Here is a 15039-nt window from a genome sequence, read left to right as displayed (position 1 = left end):
AACGGACGATGGGCGAAGCTGTGCACGCGGTCCACGGGCGTGGGCCGCCTCTCTCTTCCCCGACAACGCAGGAGCAGCATATGAATCGCGACATCATCGGCGGCAACTGGAAGCAGCTGAAGGGCCAGATGCAGGCCAAGTGGGGCGACCTGACCAACGACGATTTCGACGTGGCCGAAGGCAATGCCAAGTACCTGGCCGGCAAGCTGCAGGAGCGCTACGGCTGGGAACAGGACCGCGCCGAGAAGGAAGTGCGCGAGTTCGAGAAGTCGCTGGACGACCGGTATCGCCACTGACGTGGCGAGTTGACCGATGAACGCCCGGGAGCACGACGACATCGCTCCCGGCCCCACGGCGGTGGACCCGGTCCGCCGCCGTTTTCTTGCACTCAGCGGGGATCGGGCACGAAGCCGCCCGGGAACGCACGCGGCTCGCGCTCCCACGCACCCCCTTGGGCCCGGCGCCACTCCGGTGCCAGCCGCACGCCCCTGGCCAGCAGGGCCTCGGGGACCTCGTACCTCAGTTCGGTGACCTGCAGCGGCGAGCGTTCGCGCACGAAATGCGTGTGGATGGCCGGGGCGTCCTCCCGGGCGCCGTGCCCGGTGCCCAGGCTGGCCTGCGGGTAGCCCTGGCCGCCCGCGTAGGCGTCCGCGGCGGAAGTCCCGGGAGCCGCCGCGCGCGCTTCCGCGTGTGCCTCTCCTGCCGCCGCGCCCGCGGTGGCAGAGGCGACGCGGGCCGGCCCTGGCCGGTACGGAATCCGCTTCTCGCGGAACACCGCGACCCCGATGACCCCGACGTTGTCCGGCCGCCCGGTGCGCGCCGCGTAGCTGGCCGAGGAATCGACGAACACGAACTGCGCGACATCGTCCAGGGATTTGCGCCAACCCGCCACCTCCAGCGTCTGCCACGGTTCCAGGACGTAGCCGGCCTGCCGGGGATCGGCCGTGCGGCCATCGATCGCGTTGATCCCGTCCACCGACAGCACCGCCAGCAGGCGCCCGCCACTGCGGTTGTGCAGGCGGACCGCGTAGCGGTGGCCCGGCTCGCCGGGCAGCCACGTGCGTCCGCCGTGCGCATACGTGGACAGGGCCCGCCCGGTGTCGCGATCCACTACCTCGAGGTCCACGGGCGAGGCCGTGCGCCACGCGGCGGCCGCGTGCAGCGCGGCAAGGGGGGCGCACAGGAGGAGGGCCAGCGCGAGCAGGCACCAGGCGTTGCGGGTCGGGAACGGACGAACGGCGGCGAAGGGCATGGCGGGGCTCCGTGGCAGGCGACGTCCATGCAAACGCGCCGGCATGCGCGCCGGGGTCGAGGGGGCCACGGACCGGGGTGCGGGCTGCCCAAGGTAGAATCGAGGCGTCCCCACGCTGCACCCGCCATGAGCATCCGAGTCCTTACCGGCATCACCACCACCGGCACCCCGCACCTGGGCAACTACGCCGGCGCGATCCGGCCCGCGATCGCCGCCAGCCGCGCGCCGGGGGTCCAGAGCTTCTTCTTCCTCGCCGACTACCACGCCCTGATCAAGGCCGACGACCCGCGGCGCGTGTCGCGCTCGCGGCTGGAGATCGCCGCGACCTGGCTGGCCTGCGGCCTGGATCCGCAGAAGGTGACCTTCTACCGGCAGTCGGACATCGTCGAGATCCCGCAGCTGACCTGGCTGCTGACCTGCGTGGCGGCCAAGGGCCTGCTCAACCGCGCGCACGCCTACAAGGCGGCGGTGGACAAGAACGCCGCCGCCGGCGAAGACCCCGATGCGGGCGTCAATGCGGGCCTGTACATGTACCCGGTGCTGATGGCCGCCGACATCCTCGCCTTCGGCGCGCACAAGGTGCCGGTGGGGCGCGACCAGATCCAGCACATCGAGATGGCGCGCGACATCGGCCAGCGCTTCAACCACCTCTACGGCGAGGCCTGGCGGCAGGCGACCGGCCAGGCTGGCGAGCCGCTGGTGCTGCCGGAGGTGCAGATCGACGAGAGCGTGGCCACGCTGCCCGGCCTGGACGGGCGCAAGATGTCCAAGAGCTACGACAACACCATCCCGCTGTTCGCGCCGCCGGCCGAACTGAAGAAACTGGTGATGTCGGTGGTCACCGATTCGCGCGCGCCCGGCGAGCCGAAGGACACCGAAGGCTCGGCGCTGTTCCAGCTGTACCAGGCGTTCTCGACCCCGGCGCAGGCCGAGGAGATGCGCCATGCCTTCGCCGACGGCATCGGCTGGGGCGACGCCAAGCAGCGCCTGTTCGCGCGCGTGGACGAGGCCGTCGCGCCGATGCGCGAACACTACGCGCAGCTGATCGCCAGGCCGGCACAGCTGGAGGAGATCCTGCTGGAGGGCGCGCGCAAGGCGCGCGACGTCACCGTGCCGCTGCTGGACGGCCTGCAGCGCGCAGTGGGGCTGGGCCCGTTCCAGGTCGCCGGCGCCAGCGCCGGCGCGAAGAAGGCCGCGGCGGCCAAGCTCCCGCAGATCAAGCAGTACCGCGAAGCCGACGGCCGCTTCCACTTCAAGCTGGTCGACGGCGACGGCCGCGTGCTGCTGCAGGGCGATGGCCACCAGTCGCCGCGCGAGGCGGGCGAGGTGATCGCCCGGCTCAGGCGCGAGGGCCTCAACGCGCTGCACGAGATGGAACTGCGCGCGGTGGGCCTGCTCGGGGAGCGGATCGGCACGCTCGGCGAGGACCTGGCCGGCGTGGACGGGATCATCGACGCGCTGCGGCAGTTGGCCGAAGCGGACGCCTGAGCGCGCCATGGCCTGGCTCTCGCTGATCCTGTTCCTGCCGTGGTTCGCGCTGCTCGGTGCGCTGTACTGGTTCTACCCGCGCACGCCGCGTCCGCTGGCCCGCAGGGCGTTCGACGCGACGGTGCTTGTGCTGGCGCTGGTCCTGAGCATCGCCGGCATGCACTGGGGCTACGCGGAGGGCGTCGCCGACGCCCGCAGCGGACCGATCTGGCGGCAGGTGCTCGCGGTGCTCTACGCCTACGGCGCCTTCCTGGCGGTGCTGGCGCTGGCGATTCCCCTGCGGATGCGGCTGATGGCACGGCGCTGGCACGCGCAGCGATGATGGCGCCGCCCGGTCGTGGCGGGCGCGGCCCTTACGACCAAAGCCGGATCGCCGGCATGGCCATGCCTGACTAGGATGTCCGCAGCGCCACTGGAGCATCGCTGCGGAAAGGGACGACCCATGCCAGAACACGGCATCCATACGATCGACACGGGCTACGTACGCGCCGGGTTCGACGCGGCCTACCTGGTGGTGGAGGACGGACGGGGTGCGTTCGTCGACTGCGGCACCAACCACAGCCTCGAGGCGATGCTGGCGGCGCTGGACGTCGCGGGACTGGCGCCCGCCGACGTCGACTGGCTGGTGCTGACCCACGTCCACCTCGACCATGCCGGAGGCGCCGGCGCGCTCATGCAGCGGCTGCCCAACGCGCAGCTGGTCGCCCATCCGCGCGCGGCGCCGCACATGGTCGATCCGGCGCGGCTGGTGGCCGGGGCGATGGCGGTCTACGGCGAGGCCGAATTCGCGCGCCACTACGGGGAACTGGTGCCGGTCCCGGCCGCGCGCGTGGTGGTGGCCGGCGACGGCCACGTCGTCGACCTCGCCGGCCGCCCGTTGCGCTGCATCGACACGCCCGGCCACGCGCGGCACCACCTGTGCGTGTGGGACGCGCGCAGCCGCAGCTGGTTCACCGGCGATACCTTCGGCCTGTCCTACCGCGAACTGGACAGTCCACGGGGAGCGTTCATCCTGCCGACCTCCTCGCCGGTGCAGTTCGAGCCCGAGGCGATGCAGGGCTCGATCGCGCGGATGCTCGCCGAATCGCCGCAGGCGATGTACCTGACCCATTACGGCCGGGTCGAGGGCGTGCAGCGCCTGGCCGCCGAACTGGATGAACAGATCGACGCCATGGTCTCGCTGGCGCAGGCCTGCGACGGCCGCCCGGACCGGCATCGCGCGCTGGTCGCGGCGTTGTCCGGCTACTACCTCGAGCGCGCCCAGGCGCACGGCAGCGCGCTGGACGATGCGTCCGTGCTCGGGCTGCTGCAGATGGACATCGAGCTCAACGCGCAGGGCCTGGAGGTCTGGCTGGAGCGCGCCCGCCAGCGCTGACCGCGCCGGCTCAGTCCCAGCGGCTGGTATGCGGCCCGAAGGGCTTTCGCTGCTGCCGGACCACGCAGAAACGATGGCCGCTGGGCGCTTCCATCACCCACCAGGTGTGGACGAAGGCGACCTTCCGCGCGCCCAGCGCCACCAGCCGCTCGGCTTCGGCCTCGACGTCGTCGGTCTCGATGTCCAGGTGCACGCGCGAATCGTGCTCCACCCGCTGCAGCAGGATCTGCGGCTCGTCGGCGGCGGTTTCCAGTTCGGCGTAGCGGCCGTCGCCGTCCTGGTCCGGGCTGGCCACCGGCTTGCCCAGCGCCCGGCTCCAGAACGCGACGGATTCGGCGAGGTCCTCGACCCTGCAGTCCAGGACCAGGTTGCTCAGGCGGCTGCGGTGCGGCATGGGCGTGCTCCGGGGAATGGAGCGCCCACCATACGCGCCGGCGTCACGGCAGGTGCGACGCCGGCGCGACGGATCACTGTGGGAGCGACATGTCGTCCAGCAGGGCCTTGAGGAAGCGCGCGGCTTCGCCCCCGGTGGCGGCACGGTGGTCGAACGTCAGCGAAATGGGCAGGCGGCGGTGCACCTCGATGCCGCCGATCACCGCGACCACGTCGTGGCCGAGCTTCCCCGCGCCGACGATCGCCACGCACGGCGGCACCACCACCGGCGTGGCGTAGCGGCCGGCGAACATGCCGAAGTTGGACAGCGAGATCGTGTAGCCGGACAGCTCGCTGGCCGGCAGCGAACGTTCCTCGACCTGGTGGCGCAGGCGGTTGATGCCCTCGCGGATGCCGCGCGCGTCGAGCATGTCCGCATTGCGCAGCGCCGGCACGAACAGGCCGTCGTCGGTGTCCACCGCGATGCCCACGTCCACGTGCGGATGGCGGGTGACGGCGAGCGCCTCGCCGTCGAACCAGGCGTTGAGCGCCGGCACCGCCTTGCATGCGGCGACGATCGCGCGGATCAGGCGCGCGGTGATGTCCTGCTTGCCGACCCAGGCGTGCAGGTCCGCATCGTCGACCAGGGTGGTCGGCACGACCTTGCTGTGCGCGTCGGCCATCACCCGCGCCATGTTGCGGCGGACGCCCTTGAGCTGTTCCGGCTGGCCACTGGCGGCCGCGGTTGCGGGACCCGGCGGACGGGTGCGCATCGGCCGGCCGCTGGCGGACACCGGCGTGCGCTGCGGCGCCACCGCCTGCGGGCTCGCCTGCGCCGGTGCACCTGCGGCCGGCGCGCGCGCCGCGGCCACCGCCGGGGCGGTGCCGGCGGCGGCGGCCTGCTTCACGTCGGCCAGGCTGACCGTGCCGTCGGCGCCGCTGGGTCGCACCCGTGCCAGGTCCACGCCCAGCTTCTTCGCCAGTGCGCGTACCGCCGGCATCGCCTTCACGCCGCCGACGGAGATCGCGCGTTCGCTGTGCACCGCGTCGGAGCTCTGCATCGCGCCGACCACGGTGCCGGCGTCGCCGCCGCGCGCTTCCGACGGAGCCGGCTGCACCGGCAGCTCGCCGCCGTCGTCGCTCGCGCTGGCCTTCGCCGGCGGGGCATGGGCACCGCCATGGTGGTGGCCGGTGTCCTGGCCTTCCGCGCGTTGCGGCAGCGAGGCGTCCGGCTCGAACACGGCGAGCATCGCGCCGGTGACGACCACGTCGCCGGCGCCGCCCGCCAGCTTCAGCACCTTGCCGGAGACGGGCGAGGGCACCTCGACCACCGCCTTGGCGGTCTCCATCGACACCAGCGGCTCGTCCAGGCGGATCGTGTCGCCTTCCTTGACGAACCACTCGACGATGGTCGCGTCGGGCAGGCCCTCGCCGAGGTCGGGAAGGTGGAAGGTCTTGCTCTCGCTCATGCGGGTGGTCCTGGCAGGTCGGCGGGCGCGGCTGGGGGCCGCGCCGGGAAGGTTGGGCGGCGCCGCGCGGGAGCGCGCTGCGCGGGTGCGTCAGCCGTGGGCGACGGCGCGGCGCGCCGCGGCCACGACCCGGTCCACGCTCGGCAGGTACTTCATTTCCAGCCGGAACAGCGGGATGTGGGTGTCGTAGCCGGTGACGCGTTCGACCGGGGCGACCAGGTCGTACATCGACTGCTCGGCCAGGCGCGCGGCGATTTCGGCGCCGAAGCCGGCGGTGCGCGGCGCTTCCTGCACGATCACGCAACGGCCGGTACGCGACACCGACTCGGCGATGGTGTCGAAGTCCAGCGGGCGCAGCGTGGCCACGTCGATGACCTCGGCGCTGATGCCTTCCTTCGCCAGCACGTCGGCCGCTTCCAGCGCTTCCTTGACCTGCGCGCCCCAGGCGACCAGGGTCACGTCGGTGCCGTCGCGCAGGACGAAGCACACGTCCAGCGGCAGCGCCTCGCCGTCGTTGGCGACCACTTCCTTGTACTGGCGGTAGATCCGCTTGGGCTCCATGTAGATCACCGGGTCCTCGTCGCGGATCGCCGCCAGCAGCAGGCCGTAGGCCCGCTGCGGCGAGGACGGCATGACCACGCGCAGGCCGGGCACGTTGGTGAAGATCGCCTCGTTGGCCTCGCTGTGGTGCTCCGGCGCGCGGATGCCGCCGCCCCACGGCACGCGCAGCACCATCGGGCAGTGCAGTCGGCCGCGGGTGCGGTTGCGCAGGCGCGCGGCATGGCAGACCAGGTGGTCGACCATCGGGTAGACGAAGCCGTCGAACTGGGCCTCGGCCACCGGCTTCATGCCCTGCGCGGCCAGGCCGACCGACAGGCCGGCGATGGTGGTCTCGTCCAGCGGCGTGTCCAGCACGCGCTGCGCGCCGAAGGTCTGCTGCAGGCCGGCGGTGGCGCGGAACACGCCGCCGTTGACGCCCACGTCCTCGCCCAGCACCAGCACCGAGGGATCGTGCTCCAGTTCCCACGCCAGCGCCTGGGTGATGGCCTCGATCAGGGTGATGGGGACGGCGGTCGGGGTCGCGGTCATCGGCTGTCCTCCGCGGCTGGCGTCGGTGGAGGCGACGGCGTCGCCGTTGCCGTGGCCCGGCTGGGGTTCGCGGGGATTGGTGCGGATGTCATCCATGGCGCTGCTCCATGGGGCGCTGTTCCAGGGCGATCGCGGCCGCGCGCTGGGCCAGCAGCTCCGGCGGCGGATCGGCGTAAAGGTAGTCGAACATGGCCTCCACCGGCTGCACCGGCGTGGCCAGGTAGGCGTCGACCTCGATGTTGACCAGGCGTTCGCATTCGTCCTTCCAGGCCTTTTCGTCGGCCTCGCTCCAGGCGCCCTGCGCGGTCAGCCAGGCGCGCAGTCGCGCGATCGGCTCGCGCGCCCAGGCGTACTTGACCTCGGCGTCGTCGCGGTAGCGGCGCGCGTCGTCGGCGGTGGTGTGGTCAGACAGGCGGTAGGTCATGAACTCGATCACGCTGCCGCCCTGGCCGCTGCGCGCGCGTTCGCCGGCGATGCGCATCGCCTCCAGCACCGCGACCAGGTCGTTGCCGTCGACCTGCAGGCAGAACAGGCCCCCGGCGATGCCCTTCTGTGCCAGCGTCTGCGCGCCGGTCTGCGCCGCGCGCGGCACCGAGATCGCCCAGCCGTTGTTGATCACGCCCAGCACCAGTGGCAGGTCGTAGGCGCCCGCGGAGTTGAGCGCGGCATAGAAGTCGGTCTTGGAGCTGCCACCGTCGCCGCAGGTGGCCACCGCCAGGTGCGGTTCGCCGCGCAGCTTGAACGCCAGCGCGGCGCCGGCCGCGTGCAGGCACTGGGTGGAGATCGGCACGCAGAACGGGAAGTCGTGGCGCGCGCCGCCTTCCTGGAAGTCGTTGCCGCGTTCGTCGCCGCCCCAGTACAGCAGCACCTCGCGCGGTCGCACGCCGCGCATGAACAGCGTGCCGTACTCGCGGTAGCTGGGCGCATAGACGTCGCCCTCGGCCATCGCCGCGCCGATGCCGACGTGGGTGGCCTCGTGGCCCAGGCACGGCGCGTAGGTGCCGAGCTTGCCGGTGCGCTGCAGGGCGATGGCCTTGGTGTCGAAGGCACGCACGAACAGCATCTGCTTGAACAGCGGCAGCAGCGCGGCCGGGTCGCGCAGCGCGGGTGGGAACTCGCGGACCGGCTGGCCGTCCACGCCCAGGAACTGGAGGTAGTCGATTTCGAAGCGTGCAACGTGGCTCATGCGTGCGCCAGCCTTGCGCTGGAATGCGTACAGGAAAGTTGCATATGGTACGGAACGGCCCGGTGAAACCCGCCGTGCAGCGCAACAACGCTTGTATTCCACGGACTTGCGCAAGCCTGTTCAGCATCGCGCCGGAGATGACAGCGGTGGCCAGGACGGCTCCGGCGCACGCCTGGGTTACCCTTGCCGCCCCGCGCGCCGTCCCGCCACCGATGACCCTCGACAAGAACCAGCGTCCGCTCGAACCGGGCATCCACACCGACCTCCACGGCCGGATGACCTATGCCGGCTACCTGCACCTGGAGCGCCTGCTGTCGGCGCAGCAGCCGCTGTCCGATCCGCCGCACCACGACGAGATGCTGTTCATCGTCCAGCACCAGGTCTCGGAGCTGTGGCTGAAGCTGCTGATGCACGAGCTGCACGCGGCGCGCGAGTTCCTCAAGGCCGACCAGGTCTGGCAGTGCCGCAAGGTGCTGGCGCGCAGCAAGCAGGTGCTGCGCCAGCTGACCGAGCAGTGGTCGGTGCTGGAAACGCTCACCCCGTCCGAATACATGGGGTTCCGCCACCTGCTCGGGCCCTCCTCGGGATTCCAGTCGCTGCAGTACCGGGCGGTGGAATTCCTGCTGGGCAACAAGAACCCGGGCATGGTCCGGGTGTTCGCCCACGACCCGGAAGGGCAGGGTGCACTGCGGGCCGAGCTCGAACAGCCGAGCCTGTACGAGGAGTTCCTGCGCTACCTGGCCCGGTTCGGCCATGCCATTCCCCTCGCGTACCTGGAGGAGGGGCGCGACTGGAGCTCGGCGCATGTGTCCGACCCGGTGCTGCGGCCGGTGTTCGAGCGCATCTACGAAGACACCGACCGCTACTGGCGCGAATACTCGCTGTGCGAGGACCTGGTCGACCTGGAAACCCAGTTCCAGCTGTGGCGGTTCCGGCACATGCGCACGGTGATGCGGATCATCGGCTTCAAGCGCGGCACCGGCGGTTCCAGCGGGGTGGGCTTCCTCAAGGAGGCGCTGGAGCTGACCTTCTTCCCCGAGCTGTTCGAGGTCCGGACCAGCATCGGCCCCGGTTGAGTCCGTGCGCGCGCACGAACCGGGATGCCGCCTGGCGGGCCGTCCCGCGCACATGGTTGCGACCGCAAGTGGCCGCCGGCAAAGGGAAAACTGCCGGATTCCGGGCGCCGGCGACGGCGGCGTCGCATTGACGGCCGGCGCCGTCCTCGGTGATTCTCGGCCCACTCCGGGGCCGACGGCCCTGCGTATCCCATTCAGTTTTCAAGGATTTGCATGAGCGCCGACGTCGTCGAGCCCAAGGCCGCGGGCCTGCCACCGCAGCCGCCCGCCCCGCCCGCCTTCACCCAGATCATGGGCCATCCCAGGCCGTTGTGGATGCTGTTCATGACCGAGTTCTGGGAGCGCTTCGCCTTCTACGGCATGCGCTGGGCGCTGGCGCTGTACATCGTGGCCCAGTTCTACGGCGGCGACGCCAGCGGCGAGGCGCCGGCGAGCAAGCTCTACGGCGCCTACCTGGCGCTGGTGTACGCGGCGGCGCTGTTCGGCGGCTACGTGGCCGACCGGGTGATCGGCTACCAGCGTTCGATCCTGATGGGCGCGCTGATCATGGCCGCCGGCCTGTTCATGATCATGTGGCCCAGCGAGGCGGTGTTCAAACTGGGCCTGGCCACGGTGATCGTCGGCAACGGCCTGTTCAAGCCGAACATCTCGACCATGGTCGGCAAGCTGTACGCCACCGGGGACGAGCGCCGCGACTCGGGCTTCACCCTGTTCTACATGGGCATCAACCTCGGCGCCATGCTCGCGCCCTGGCTGACCGGCCTGCTGGCCGAACGGGTGATGGGCGGCACGCCGGAAATGCCGACCTTCAAGGTCGTGTTCCTGGTCTCGGGCATCGGCATGCTGATCAGCCTGGTCTGGTTCTGGTTCGGCCGCCAGCAGCTGCAGGGCATCGGCCGTCCGCTGCCCGGCACCGAGGGCCACGGCCGGGTGCTGGTCACCGGGGTGCTGGCGCTGGCGTCGATCCCGCTGGTGTACTTCCTGCTGTCGATCGGCGCGGGTGCGCTGCAGTGGATCCTGACCGTGCTGTTCGTCGGCCTGTGCGTGCTGATCCTGCGCGAAGGCTTCCGCGACGGCCCGGTCCGGCGCGACATGGCCATCGCCATGCTGATCATCTTCGTGTTCAACGTGCTGTTCTGGTGCTTCTTCGAGCAGGCGGGCAGTTCGTTCAACTTCCTCGCGCAGAACATCGTCAACCGCGACTTCGGCGGCTGGGTGTTCCCGGTGGGCTGGTTCCAGTCGGTGAACTCGCTGGCCATCATCACCCTGGCGCCGGTGCTGGCCTGGCTGTGGGTCAGGCTCAGCAGGGCGCAGCCGAACCTGGGCGCGATGCGGCTGGTGCGCCTGCTGGTGGGCGTGGTCTCGACCGTGCTCTCGATCCTGGCGATGTACCGGCTCAGCGGCCTGGGCGTGATGCCGGGCTGGGCGTTCTTCGCGATGTCCGCGCTGGTGCTGGTGCTGGGCGTGTGGGCGACCCGGATCGACCTCGGCAACTCCGCGGGCACCCTCAACCCGTCGATCCCGCGCAAGTTCGGCTTCGGCATCATCTTCAACGGCCTGGCGTTCCTGCTGCTGATGCTGGCCCTGTCCAGCATGGTCGACCCGCAGACGCTGAAGATCCCGTTCTGGACGCTGTTCATGGTCTACGTGATCCAGTCGGTCGGCGAGCTGTGCCTGTCGCCGATCGGCCTGTCGATGGTCACCAAGCTGGCGCCGGTCCGACTGGTCGGCTTCGGCATGGGCGGCTGGTTCCTGTCCACGGCGATCGGCAACAACCTGTCGGGCATCTTCGCCAGCCACGTCAGCGGCGAAACCGGCATGACGGTCGAGTCGGCGTTCGCCGGCTACACGATCGGTTTCTGGATCCTGCTGGGCAGCGGCGTGCTCCTGTTCCTGATCGCGCCGCTGATCCAGAAGCTGATGCACGGGGTCAAGTGAGGATGGCCGGCGTGCGCCGTGCCGCCATGCCCGTCGCGACGATGCTGGTCTTCGGCCTCCTGGGTGCCTGCGGCGCCCAGGAGCCGGCGCCGCCCCCGGGCCCGCCGCTGCCGGTCGACACCACGCCGCAGAAGCCGCCGGTCGCCGATACGCGCGAGCCGGTCGTCTCGGGCAACACCCCCGCCGCGGCCGACATCGCCGCGATCGCGGCGCTGGGCGCGGCGTTCGATCCCAACCGCAGCGCCGCCAACGACCTGGAGACCGCGAAAGTCGAAGCCAAGCGTGGCGGCAGGCGCATCGTGCTGGAACTCGGCGACGCGGCCTGCGGCGAATGCGCCGCGCTGGACGAACGGATCGAGGGCGAGGCGCCGTTGCGGCACCTGCGTGACGCCGGCTTCGTCTGGGTCAAGGTCGACCGCAGCGCGCCGGCCAATGCGCCGTTCCTGGCCGGCTACCCCGGCAGCGCCGAGGCGCAGGCGCCCCACCTGCTGGTGCTCGACGCGGACGGGCAGGTGTTGCACGCGCAGGCGGGCATGGACCTGCTGCGCAACGGCAAGGCCGACCGCCGCCGGATCAAGGCGTTCCTGGAAGCGTGGGCGCCGCCGGTGGCGGCGCCCTGAGCATTCGCCTCCTCCCCGGAGGAGGTGCGACTACACGCCTTCGCGCAGGGCGCTCAGGCCGGGGCCGGAGAGCTTGACCAGCAGCCGGTCCAGCATCGCCCGCTCCTCCTCGTCCAGCGTGGCGATCAGCCGCTGTTCGCAGCCCAGCGCCATCGGCGCGATCTCGTCGTAGACCGTGTAGCCCACTTCCGACAGCGCCAGCACCGAGCGGCGGCGGTCGTCGCTGTGGATCTCGCGCATGATCAGGCTGCGCTCCAGCAGGCGGGCCACCGCCCGGCTGACCGCGACCTTGTCCATGGCGGTGCGCTCGGCGACCTCGTTGGCCGACAGGTCGGGGAAGCGGCCCAGTACCGCCATCACGCGCCACTCGGTGATCGCCAGCCCGAAACGCTTCTGGTAGATGTCGGCGATGGTCTGGCTGACCCGGTTGGAGAGCACGCTGAGGCGGTAGGGCAGGAAGTTCTCCAGCTCGAGCTGGGCGTGGCGGGGGGCGTCCGCGTCGGGCGCGGCGCCGGAGGTTTCGGAAACGTTCGGAGCGGACATGCGGCGGGAGACCTTGCTATTGGTTGCAGGGGTAACTATAAAAGGGGATTGAAAACAGACCGCCCCCACGGGGTGCTCAGGAAGCCATCATGAGCGCGCAATCGCAAGTCCTCCCGGCCACGTCCGGTCCCAACGCCGGCATGGCCGTCAGCCAGTTCGAGAACCCGATGGGGATCGACGGCTTCGAATTCGTCGAGTTCGCCGCGCCGGCCGGGCAGGCGCAGCAGCTGCACGACTACTTCCGCCAGCTCGGCTTCGTCCAGGTCGCGCGGCACAAGACCCGCCCGATCAGCACCTATCGCCAGGGCGACTGCACCTTCCTGATCAACGAGGATCCGGATTCCTTCGCCGCCCGATTCGCCGAGCAGCACGGCCCCAGCGCCTGCGGCTTCGCGATCCGGGTCAGGAAGCTGGCCGACTGGGCGCGCACCCAGGCGCTGAAGAACGGCGCGGAGGCCTTCGACGCGCGCGACGAGCTGAGCAAGGCGGTGGCCGCGCCGGTGATCAAGGGCATCGGCGACTGCATGCTCTACATCGTCGACCGCTACGACGAGAAGGGCACGATCCACGACCCGGACTACGAATACCTGCCGGGCGTGGAGCTGATGCCCAGGGGCTTCGGCCTGACCTTCATCGACCACCTGACCCACAACCTGTACCACGGCAACATGGCCAAGTGGGCCGACTACTACGAGCGGCTGTTCAACTTCCGCGAGATCCGCTACTTCGACATCAAGGGCGCCAAGACCGGGCTGCTGTCCAAGGCGATGACCGCGCCGGACGGCATGGTCCGGATCCCGCTCAACGAATCGTCCGACCCGAAGTCGCAGATCAACGAATACCTCGACGCCTACCGCGGCGAAGGCATCCAGCACATCGCCTGCTTCACCGACGACATCTACGAGACGGTGGAGAAGATGCGCCAGGCCGGGGTCGAGTTCCTCGACACGCCCGACACGTACTTCGACGTGATCGACCAGCGGATCCCGGACAACGGCGAAGACGTGGAGCGGTTGCGCCGCAACAAGATCCTGATCGACGCCGACCCGGAAACCAAGCAGCGCAAGCTGCTGCAGATCTTCACCCAGAACGCGATCGGCCCGATTTTCTTCGAGATCATCCAGCGCAAGGGCAACGAAGGGTTCGGCGAAGGCAACTTCCAGGCCCTGTTCGAGAGCATCGAGCGCGACCAGATGCGCCGCGGCGTGCTCTGAGCCACCGGCCGCCCGGCGCGCGACGGGCGGCCGCCACCGCAAGGACGAAAGATGAGCACCGCCCGTTCCGCCTACATGACCGGCTTCGGCAACGAGTTCGCCACCGAGGCCGTGCCCGGGACCCTGCCGGTCGGGCAGAACTCGCCGCAGCGCGTGGCCCACGGGCTGTATGCCGAGCAGCTGTCCGGCAGCGCCTTCACCGCGCCGCGCGGGCAGAACCGGCGCAGCTGGCTGTACCGGATCCGCCCGGCGGCGATGCACGGTTCGTTCTCGCCGCTGGACCAGCCACGCTTCCACAACGACTTCGGCCACGGCCCGGTCACCCCGGACCAGCTGCGCTGGGACCCGCTGCCGCTGCCGGCCGTCGCGACCGATTTCGTCGATGGCCTGTACACCATGGCCGGCAACGGCTCGCCCGCGGCGCAGCAGGGGGTGGGCATCCACCTCTATGCGGCCGACCGCGACATGGACGGGCGCTGGTTCTACGACGCCGACGGCGAGCTGATGCTGGTGCCGCAGCAGGGCCGGCTGCGGATCGCCACCGAACTGGGCGTGCTCGAGGTCGAGCCGCAGCAGATCGCGGTGGTGCCGCGCGGCGTGCGCTTCCGCGTCGAACTGCCCGACGGGCCGTCGCGCGGCTACGTGCTGGAGAATTTCGGCGCGCCGCTGCGGCTGCCGGACCTGGGCCCGATCGGCGCCAACGGCCTGGCCAACCCGCGCGACTTCGAGACGCCGGTGGCCGCCTACGAGGACCGCGAAGGCGATTTCGAGCTGGTCGCCAAGTTCCAGGGCCACCTCTGGCGCGCAGGCATCGGCCACAGTCCTCTGGACGTGGTCGCCTGGCACGGCAACTACGCGCCGTACCGCTACGACCTGCGGCGGTTCAACGCGATCGGCTCGATCAGCTTCGACCACCCGGACCCGTCGATCTTCACCGTGCTCACCGCGCCCAGCGACACGCCCGGCACGGCGAACGTGGACTTCGCGATCTTCCCGCCGCGCTGGCTGGTGGCGCAGCACACCTTCCGTCCGCCGTGGTTCCACCGCAACGTCGCCAGCGAGTTCATGGGCCTGGTGCACGGCGCCTACGACGCCAAGGCCGAGGGCTTCGTCCCGGGCGGCTGCTCGCTGCACAACTGCATGAGCGGGCACGGGCCCGACGCGGCCACGTTCGACAAGGCCTCGGCCGCGGACCTGTCGCGACCGGACGTGATCGCCGACACGATGGCCTTCATGTTCGAGACACGGGCGGTGATCCGCCCGGCCGCGCAGGCACTGGAGGCCGGGCACCGCCAGCGCGGCTACCAGGCGTGCTGGGCGGGCCTGGGGCGCCACTTCGCCGCACCCCGCTGAGCCCGGTGGGGGCGGCCGGGCCCTTCGCCTGCCGTTGACGAGTCGTTTGCCAGCCTCCGTGCAC

General features: G+C 70.7%; 14 protein-coding genes and 2 pseudogenes. 10 read left to right on the top strand and 6 right to left on the bottom strand.

Translation table 11 applies throughout. From position 1 onward, the window contains the following. Positions 1–80 precede the first annotated feature (80 nt). On the top strand, positions 81–296 hold the full coding sequence (locus ACA089_RS09665) for a CsbD family protein (protein WP_372016248.1): 216 nt from the start codon (positions 81–83) through the stop codon (positions 294–296). 92 nt (positions 297–388) lie between these two features. Here the strand turns inward: ACA089_RS09665 and ACA089_RS09660 are convergent, their stop codons facing one another. Continuing rightward, entirely contained in the window at positions 389–1252 is an 864-nt protein-coding gene (locus ACA089_RS09660) for a hypothetical protein (RefSeq protein ID WP_372016245.1), read from the bottom strand. Between the two features lie 126 nt (positions 1253–1378). On the opposite strand from ACA089_RS09660, the gene ACA089_RS09655 reads away from it, so the two are divergent. From ACA089_RS09655 to ACA089_RS09645, 3 genes are all read left to right on the top strand, one after another. Next, positions 1379–2740 (top strand): tryptophan--tRNA ligase, encoded by a 1362-nt coding sequence (locus ACA089_RS09655; protein WP_372016242.1) that lies wholly within the window; start codon positions 1379–1381, stop codon positions 2738–2740. A gap of 7 nt (positions 2741–2747) precedes the next feature. Further along, a complete protein-coding gene (locus tag ACA089_RS09650; protein WP_372016239.1) occupies positions 2748–3062 on the top strand; it encodes a hypothetical protein in 315 nt (104 codons plus the stop codon). A gap of 120 nt (positions 3063–3182) precedes the next feature. Then, on the top strand, positions 3183–4115 hold the full coding sequence (locus tag ACA089_RS09645; RefSeq protein ID WP_372016236.1) for an MBL fold metallo-hydrolase: 933 nt from the start codon (positions 3183–3185) through the stop codon (positions 4113–4115). Between the two features lie 10 nt (positions 4116–4125). Here the strand turns inward: ACA089_RS09645 and ACA089_RS09640 are convergent, their stop codons facing one another. The 4 genes from ACA089_RS09640 to pdhA form a co-directional block, all read right to left on the bottom strand. Continuing rightward, positions 4126–4509: a VOC family protein gene (locus tag ACA089_RS09640; RefSeq protein WP_372016233.1), complete on the bottom strand. Its 384-nt coding sequence runs from the start codon at positions 4507–4509 to the stop codon at positions 4126–4128. Between the two features lie 73 nt (positions 4510–4582). Then, a complete protein-coding gene (locus ACA089_RS09635; protein ID WP_372016230.1) occupies positions 4583–5956 on the bottom strand; it encodes a dihydrolipoamide acetyltransferase family protein in 1374 nt (457 codons plus the stop codon). Between the two features lie 90 nt (positions 5957–6046). Continuing rightward, the gene (locus ACA089_RS09630) at positions 6047–7045 is read right to left on the bottom strand and encodes an alpha-ketoacid dehydrogenase subunit beta (protein ID WP_372017737.1); all 999 of its coding nucleotides are present in this window, start codon (positions 7043–7045) and stop codon (positions 6047–6049) included. 88 nt (positions 7046–7133) lie between these two features. After that, entirely contained in the window at positions 7134–8231 is a 1098-nt protein-coding gene (gene pdhA, locus ACA089_RS09625; RefSeq protein ID WP_372016227.1) for a pyruvate dehydrogenase (acetyl-transferring) E1 component subunit alpha, read from the bottom strand. Positions 8232–8443: 212 nt separating this feature from the next. On the opposite strand from pdhA, the gene ACA089_RS09620 reads away from it, so the two are divergent. From ACA089_RS09620 to ACA089_RS09605, 4 genes and pseudogenes are all read left to right on the top strand, one after another. After that, the gene (locus tag ACA089_RS09620) at positions 8444–9307 is read left to right on the top strand and encodes a tryptophan 2,3-dioxygenase (protein WP_372016225.1); all 864 of its coding nucleotides are present in this window, start codon (positions 8444–8446) and stop codon (positions 9305–9307) included. Between the two features lie 213 nt (positions 9308–9520). Continuing rightward, positions 9521–10741: pseudogene (locus ACA089_RS09615) on the top strand (peptide MFS transporter); the annotation flags it as partial. A 63-nt stretch (positions 10742–10804) separates the two neighbouring features. Then, positions 10805–11245 (top strand): annotated as a pseudogene (locus ACA089_RS09610) (POT-type proton-dependent oligopeptide transporter); the annotation flags it as partial. 2 nt (positions 11246–11247) lie between these two features. Beyond that, complete coding sequence (locus tag ACA089_RS09605; protein WP_372016221.1) at positions 11248–11865, top strand: thioredoxin domain-containing protein; 618 nt, start codon at positions 11248–11250, stop codon at positions 11863–11865. 30 nt (positions 11866–11895) lie between these two features. Here ACA089_RS09605 and ACA089_RS09600 read toward each other — a convergent pair whose 3' ends face one another. Then, positions 11896–12408: a MarR family winged helix-turn-helix transcriptional regulator gene (locus tag ACA089_RS09600; RefSeq protein ID WP_372016218.1), complete on the bottom strand. Its 513-nt coding sequence runs from the start codon at positions 12406–12408 to the stop codon at positions 11896–11898. Positions 12409–12497: 89 nt separating this feature from the next. Between ACA089_RS09600 and hppD the strand changes: the two genes are divergently transcribed. After that, positions 12498–13622: a 4-hydroxyphenylpyruvate dioxygenase gene (gene hppD, locus ACA089_RS09595; protein WP_372016216.1), complete on the top strand. Its 1125-nt coding sequence runs from the start codon at positions 12498–12500 to the stop codon at positions 13620–13622. Between the two features lie 51 nt (positions 13623–13673). Next, positions 13674–14975 carry a homogentisate 1,2-dioxygenase gene (gene hmgA / locus ACA089_RS09590; protein ID WP_372016213.1) on the top strand — a complete coding sequence of 434 codons (1302 nt, stop codon included), beginning with the start codon at positions 13674–13676 and terminating at the stop codon, positions 14973–14975. Positions 14976–15039 lie beyond the last annotated feature (64 nt).

It is taken from the genome of Pseudoxanthomonas fibrivorans, assembly GCF_041464125.1.
Classification (GTDB): Bacteria; Pseudomonadota; Gammaproteobacteria; order Xanthomonadales; family Xanthomonadaceae; genus Pseudoxanthomonas.
The sequence above is the reverse complement of the archived record's forward strand: the minus strand, read 5'-3'. Positions and strand labels throughout refer to the sequence as shown.

Excerpts from the sequence above, each read along its gene's own strand:
- ACA089_RS09660 (WP_372016245.1), bottom strand. The coding sequence starts at position 1,252 with ATGCCCTTCGCCGCCGTTCGTCCGTTCCCGACCCGCAACGCCTGGTGC.
- ACA089_RS09605 (WP_372016221.1), top strand. The coding sequence starts at position 11,248 with ATGGCCGGCGTGCGCCGTGCCGCCATGCCCGTCGCGACGATGCTGGTC.
- ACA089_RS09665 (WP_372016248.1), top strand. The coding sequence starts at position 81 with ATGAATCGCGACATCATCGGCGGCAACTGGAAGCAGCTGAAGGGCCAG.
- hppD (WP_372016216.1), top strand. The coding sequence starts at position 12,498 with ATGAGCGCGCAATCGCAAGTCCTCCCGGCCACGTCCGGTCCCAACGCC.
- hmgA (WP_372016213.1), top strand. The coding sequence starts at position 13,674 with ATGAGCACCGCCCGTTCCGCCTACATGACCGGCTTCGGCAACGAGTTC.
- ACA089_RS09640 (WP_372016233.1), bottom strand. The coding sequence starts at position 4,509 with ATGCCGCACCGCAGCCGCCTGAGCAACCTGGTCCTGGACTGCAGGGTC.
- ACA089_RS09620 (WP_372016225.1), top strand. The coding sequence starts at position 8,444 with ATGACCCTCGACAAGAACCAGCGTCCGCTCGAACCGGGCATCCACACC.
- ACA089_RS09630 (WP_372017737.1), bottom strand. The coding sequence starts at position 7,045 with ATGACCGCGACCCCGACCGCCGTCCCCATCACCCTGATCGAGGCCATC.
- ACA089_RS09655 (WP_372016242.1), top strand. The coding sequence starts at position 1,379 with ATGAGCATCCGAGTCCTTACCGGCATCACCACCACCGGCACCCCGCAC.
- ACA089_RS09645 (WP_372016236.1), top strand. The coding sequence starts at position 3,183 with ATGCCAGAACACGGCATCCATACGATCGACACGGGCTACGTACGCGCC.
- ACA089_RS09600 (WP_372016218.1), bottom strand. The coding sequence starts at position 12,408 with ATGTCCGCTCCGAACGTTTCCGAAACCTCCGGCGCCGCGCCCGACGCG.
- ACA089_RS09650 (WP_372016239.1), top strand. The coding sequence starts at position 2,748 with ATGGCCTGGCTCTCGCTGATCCTGTTCCTGCCGTGGTTCGCGCTGCTC.
- pdhA (WP_372016227.1), bottom strand. The coding sequence starts at position 8,231 with ATGAGCCACGTTGCACGCTTCGAAATCGACTACCTCCAGTTCCTGGGC.
- ACA089_RS09635 (WP_372016230.1), bottom strand. The coding sequence starts at position 5,956 with ATGAGCGAGAGCAAGACCTTCCACCTTCCCGACCTCGGCGAGGGCCTG.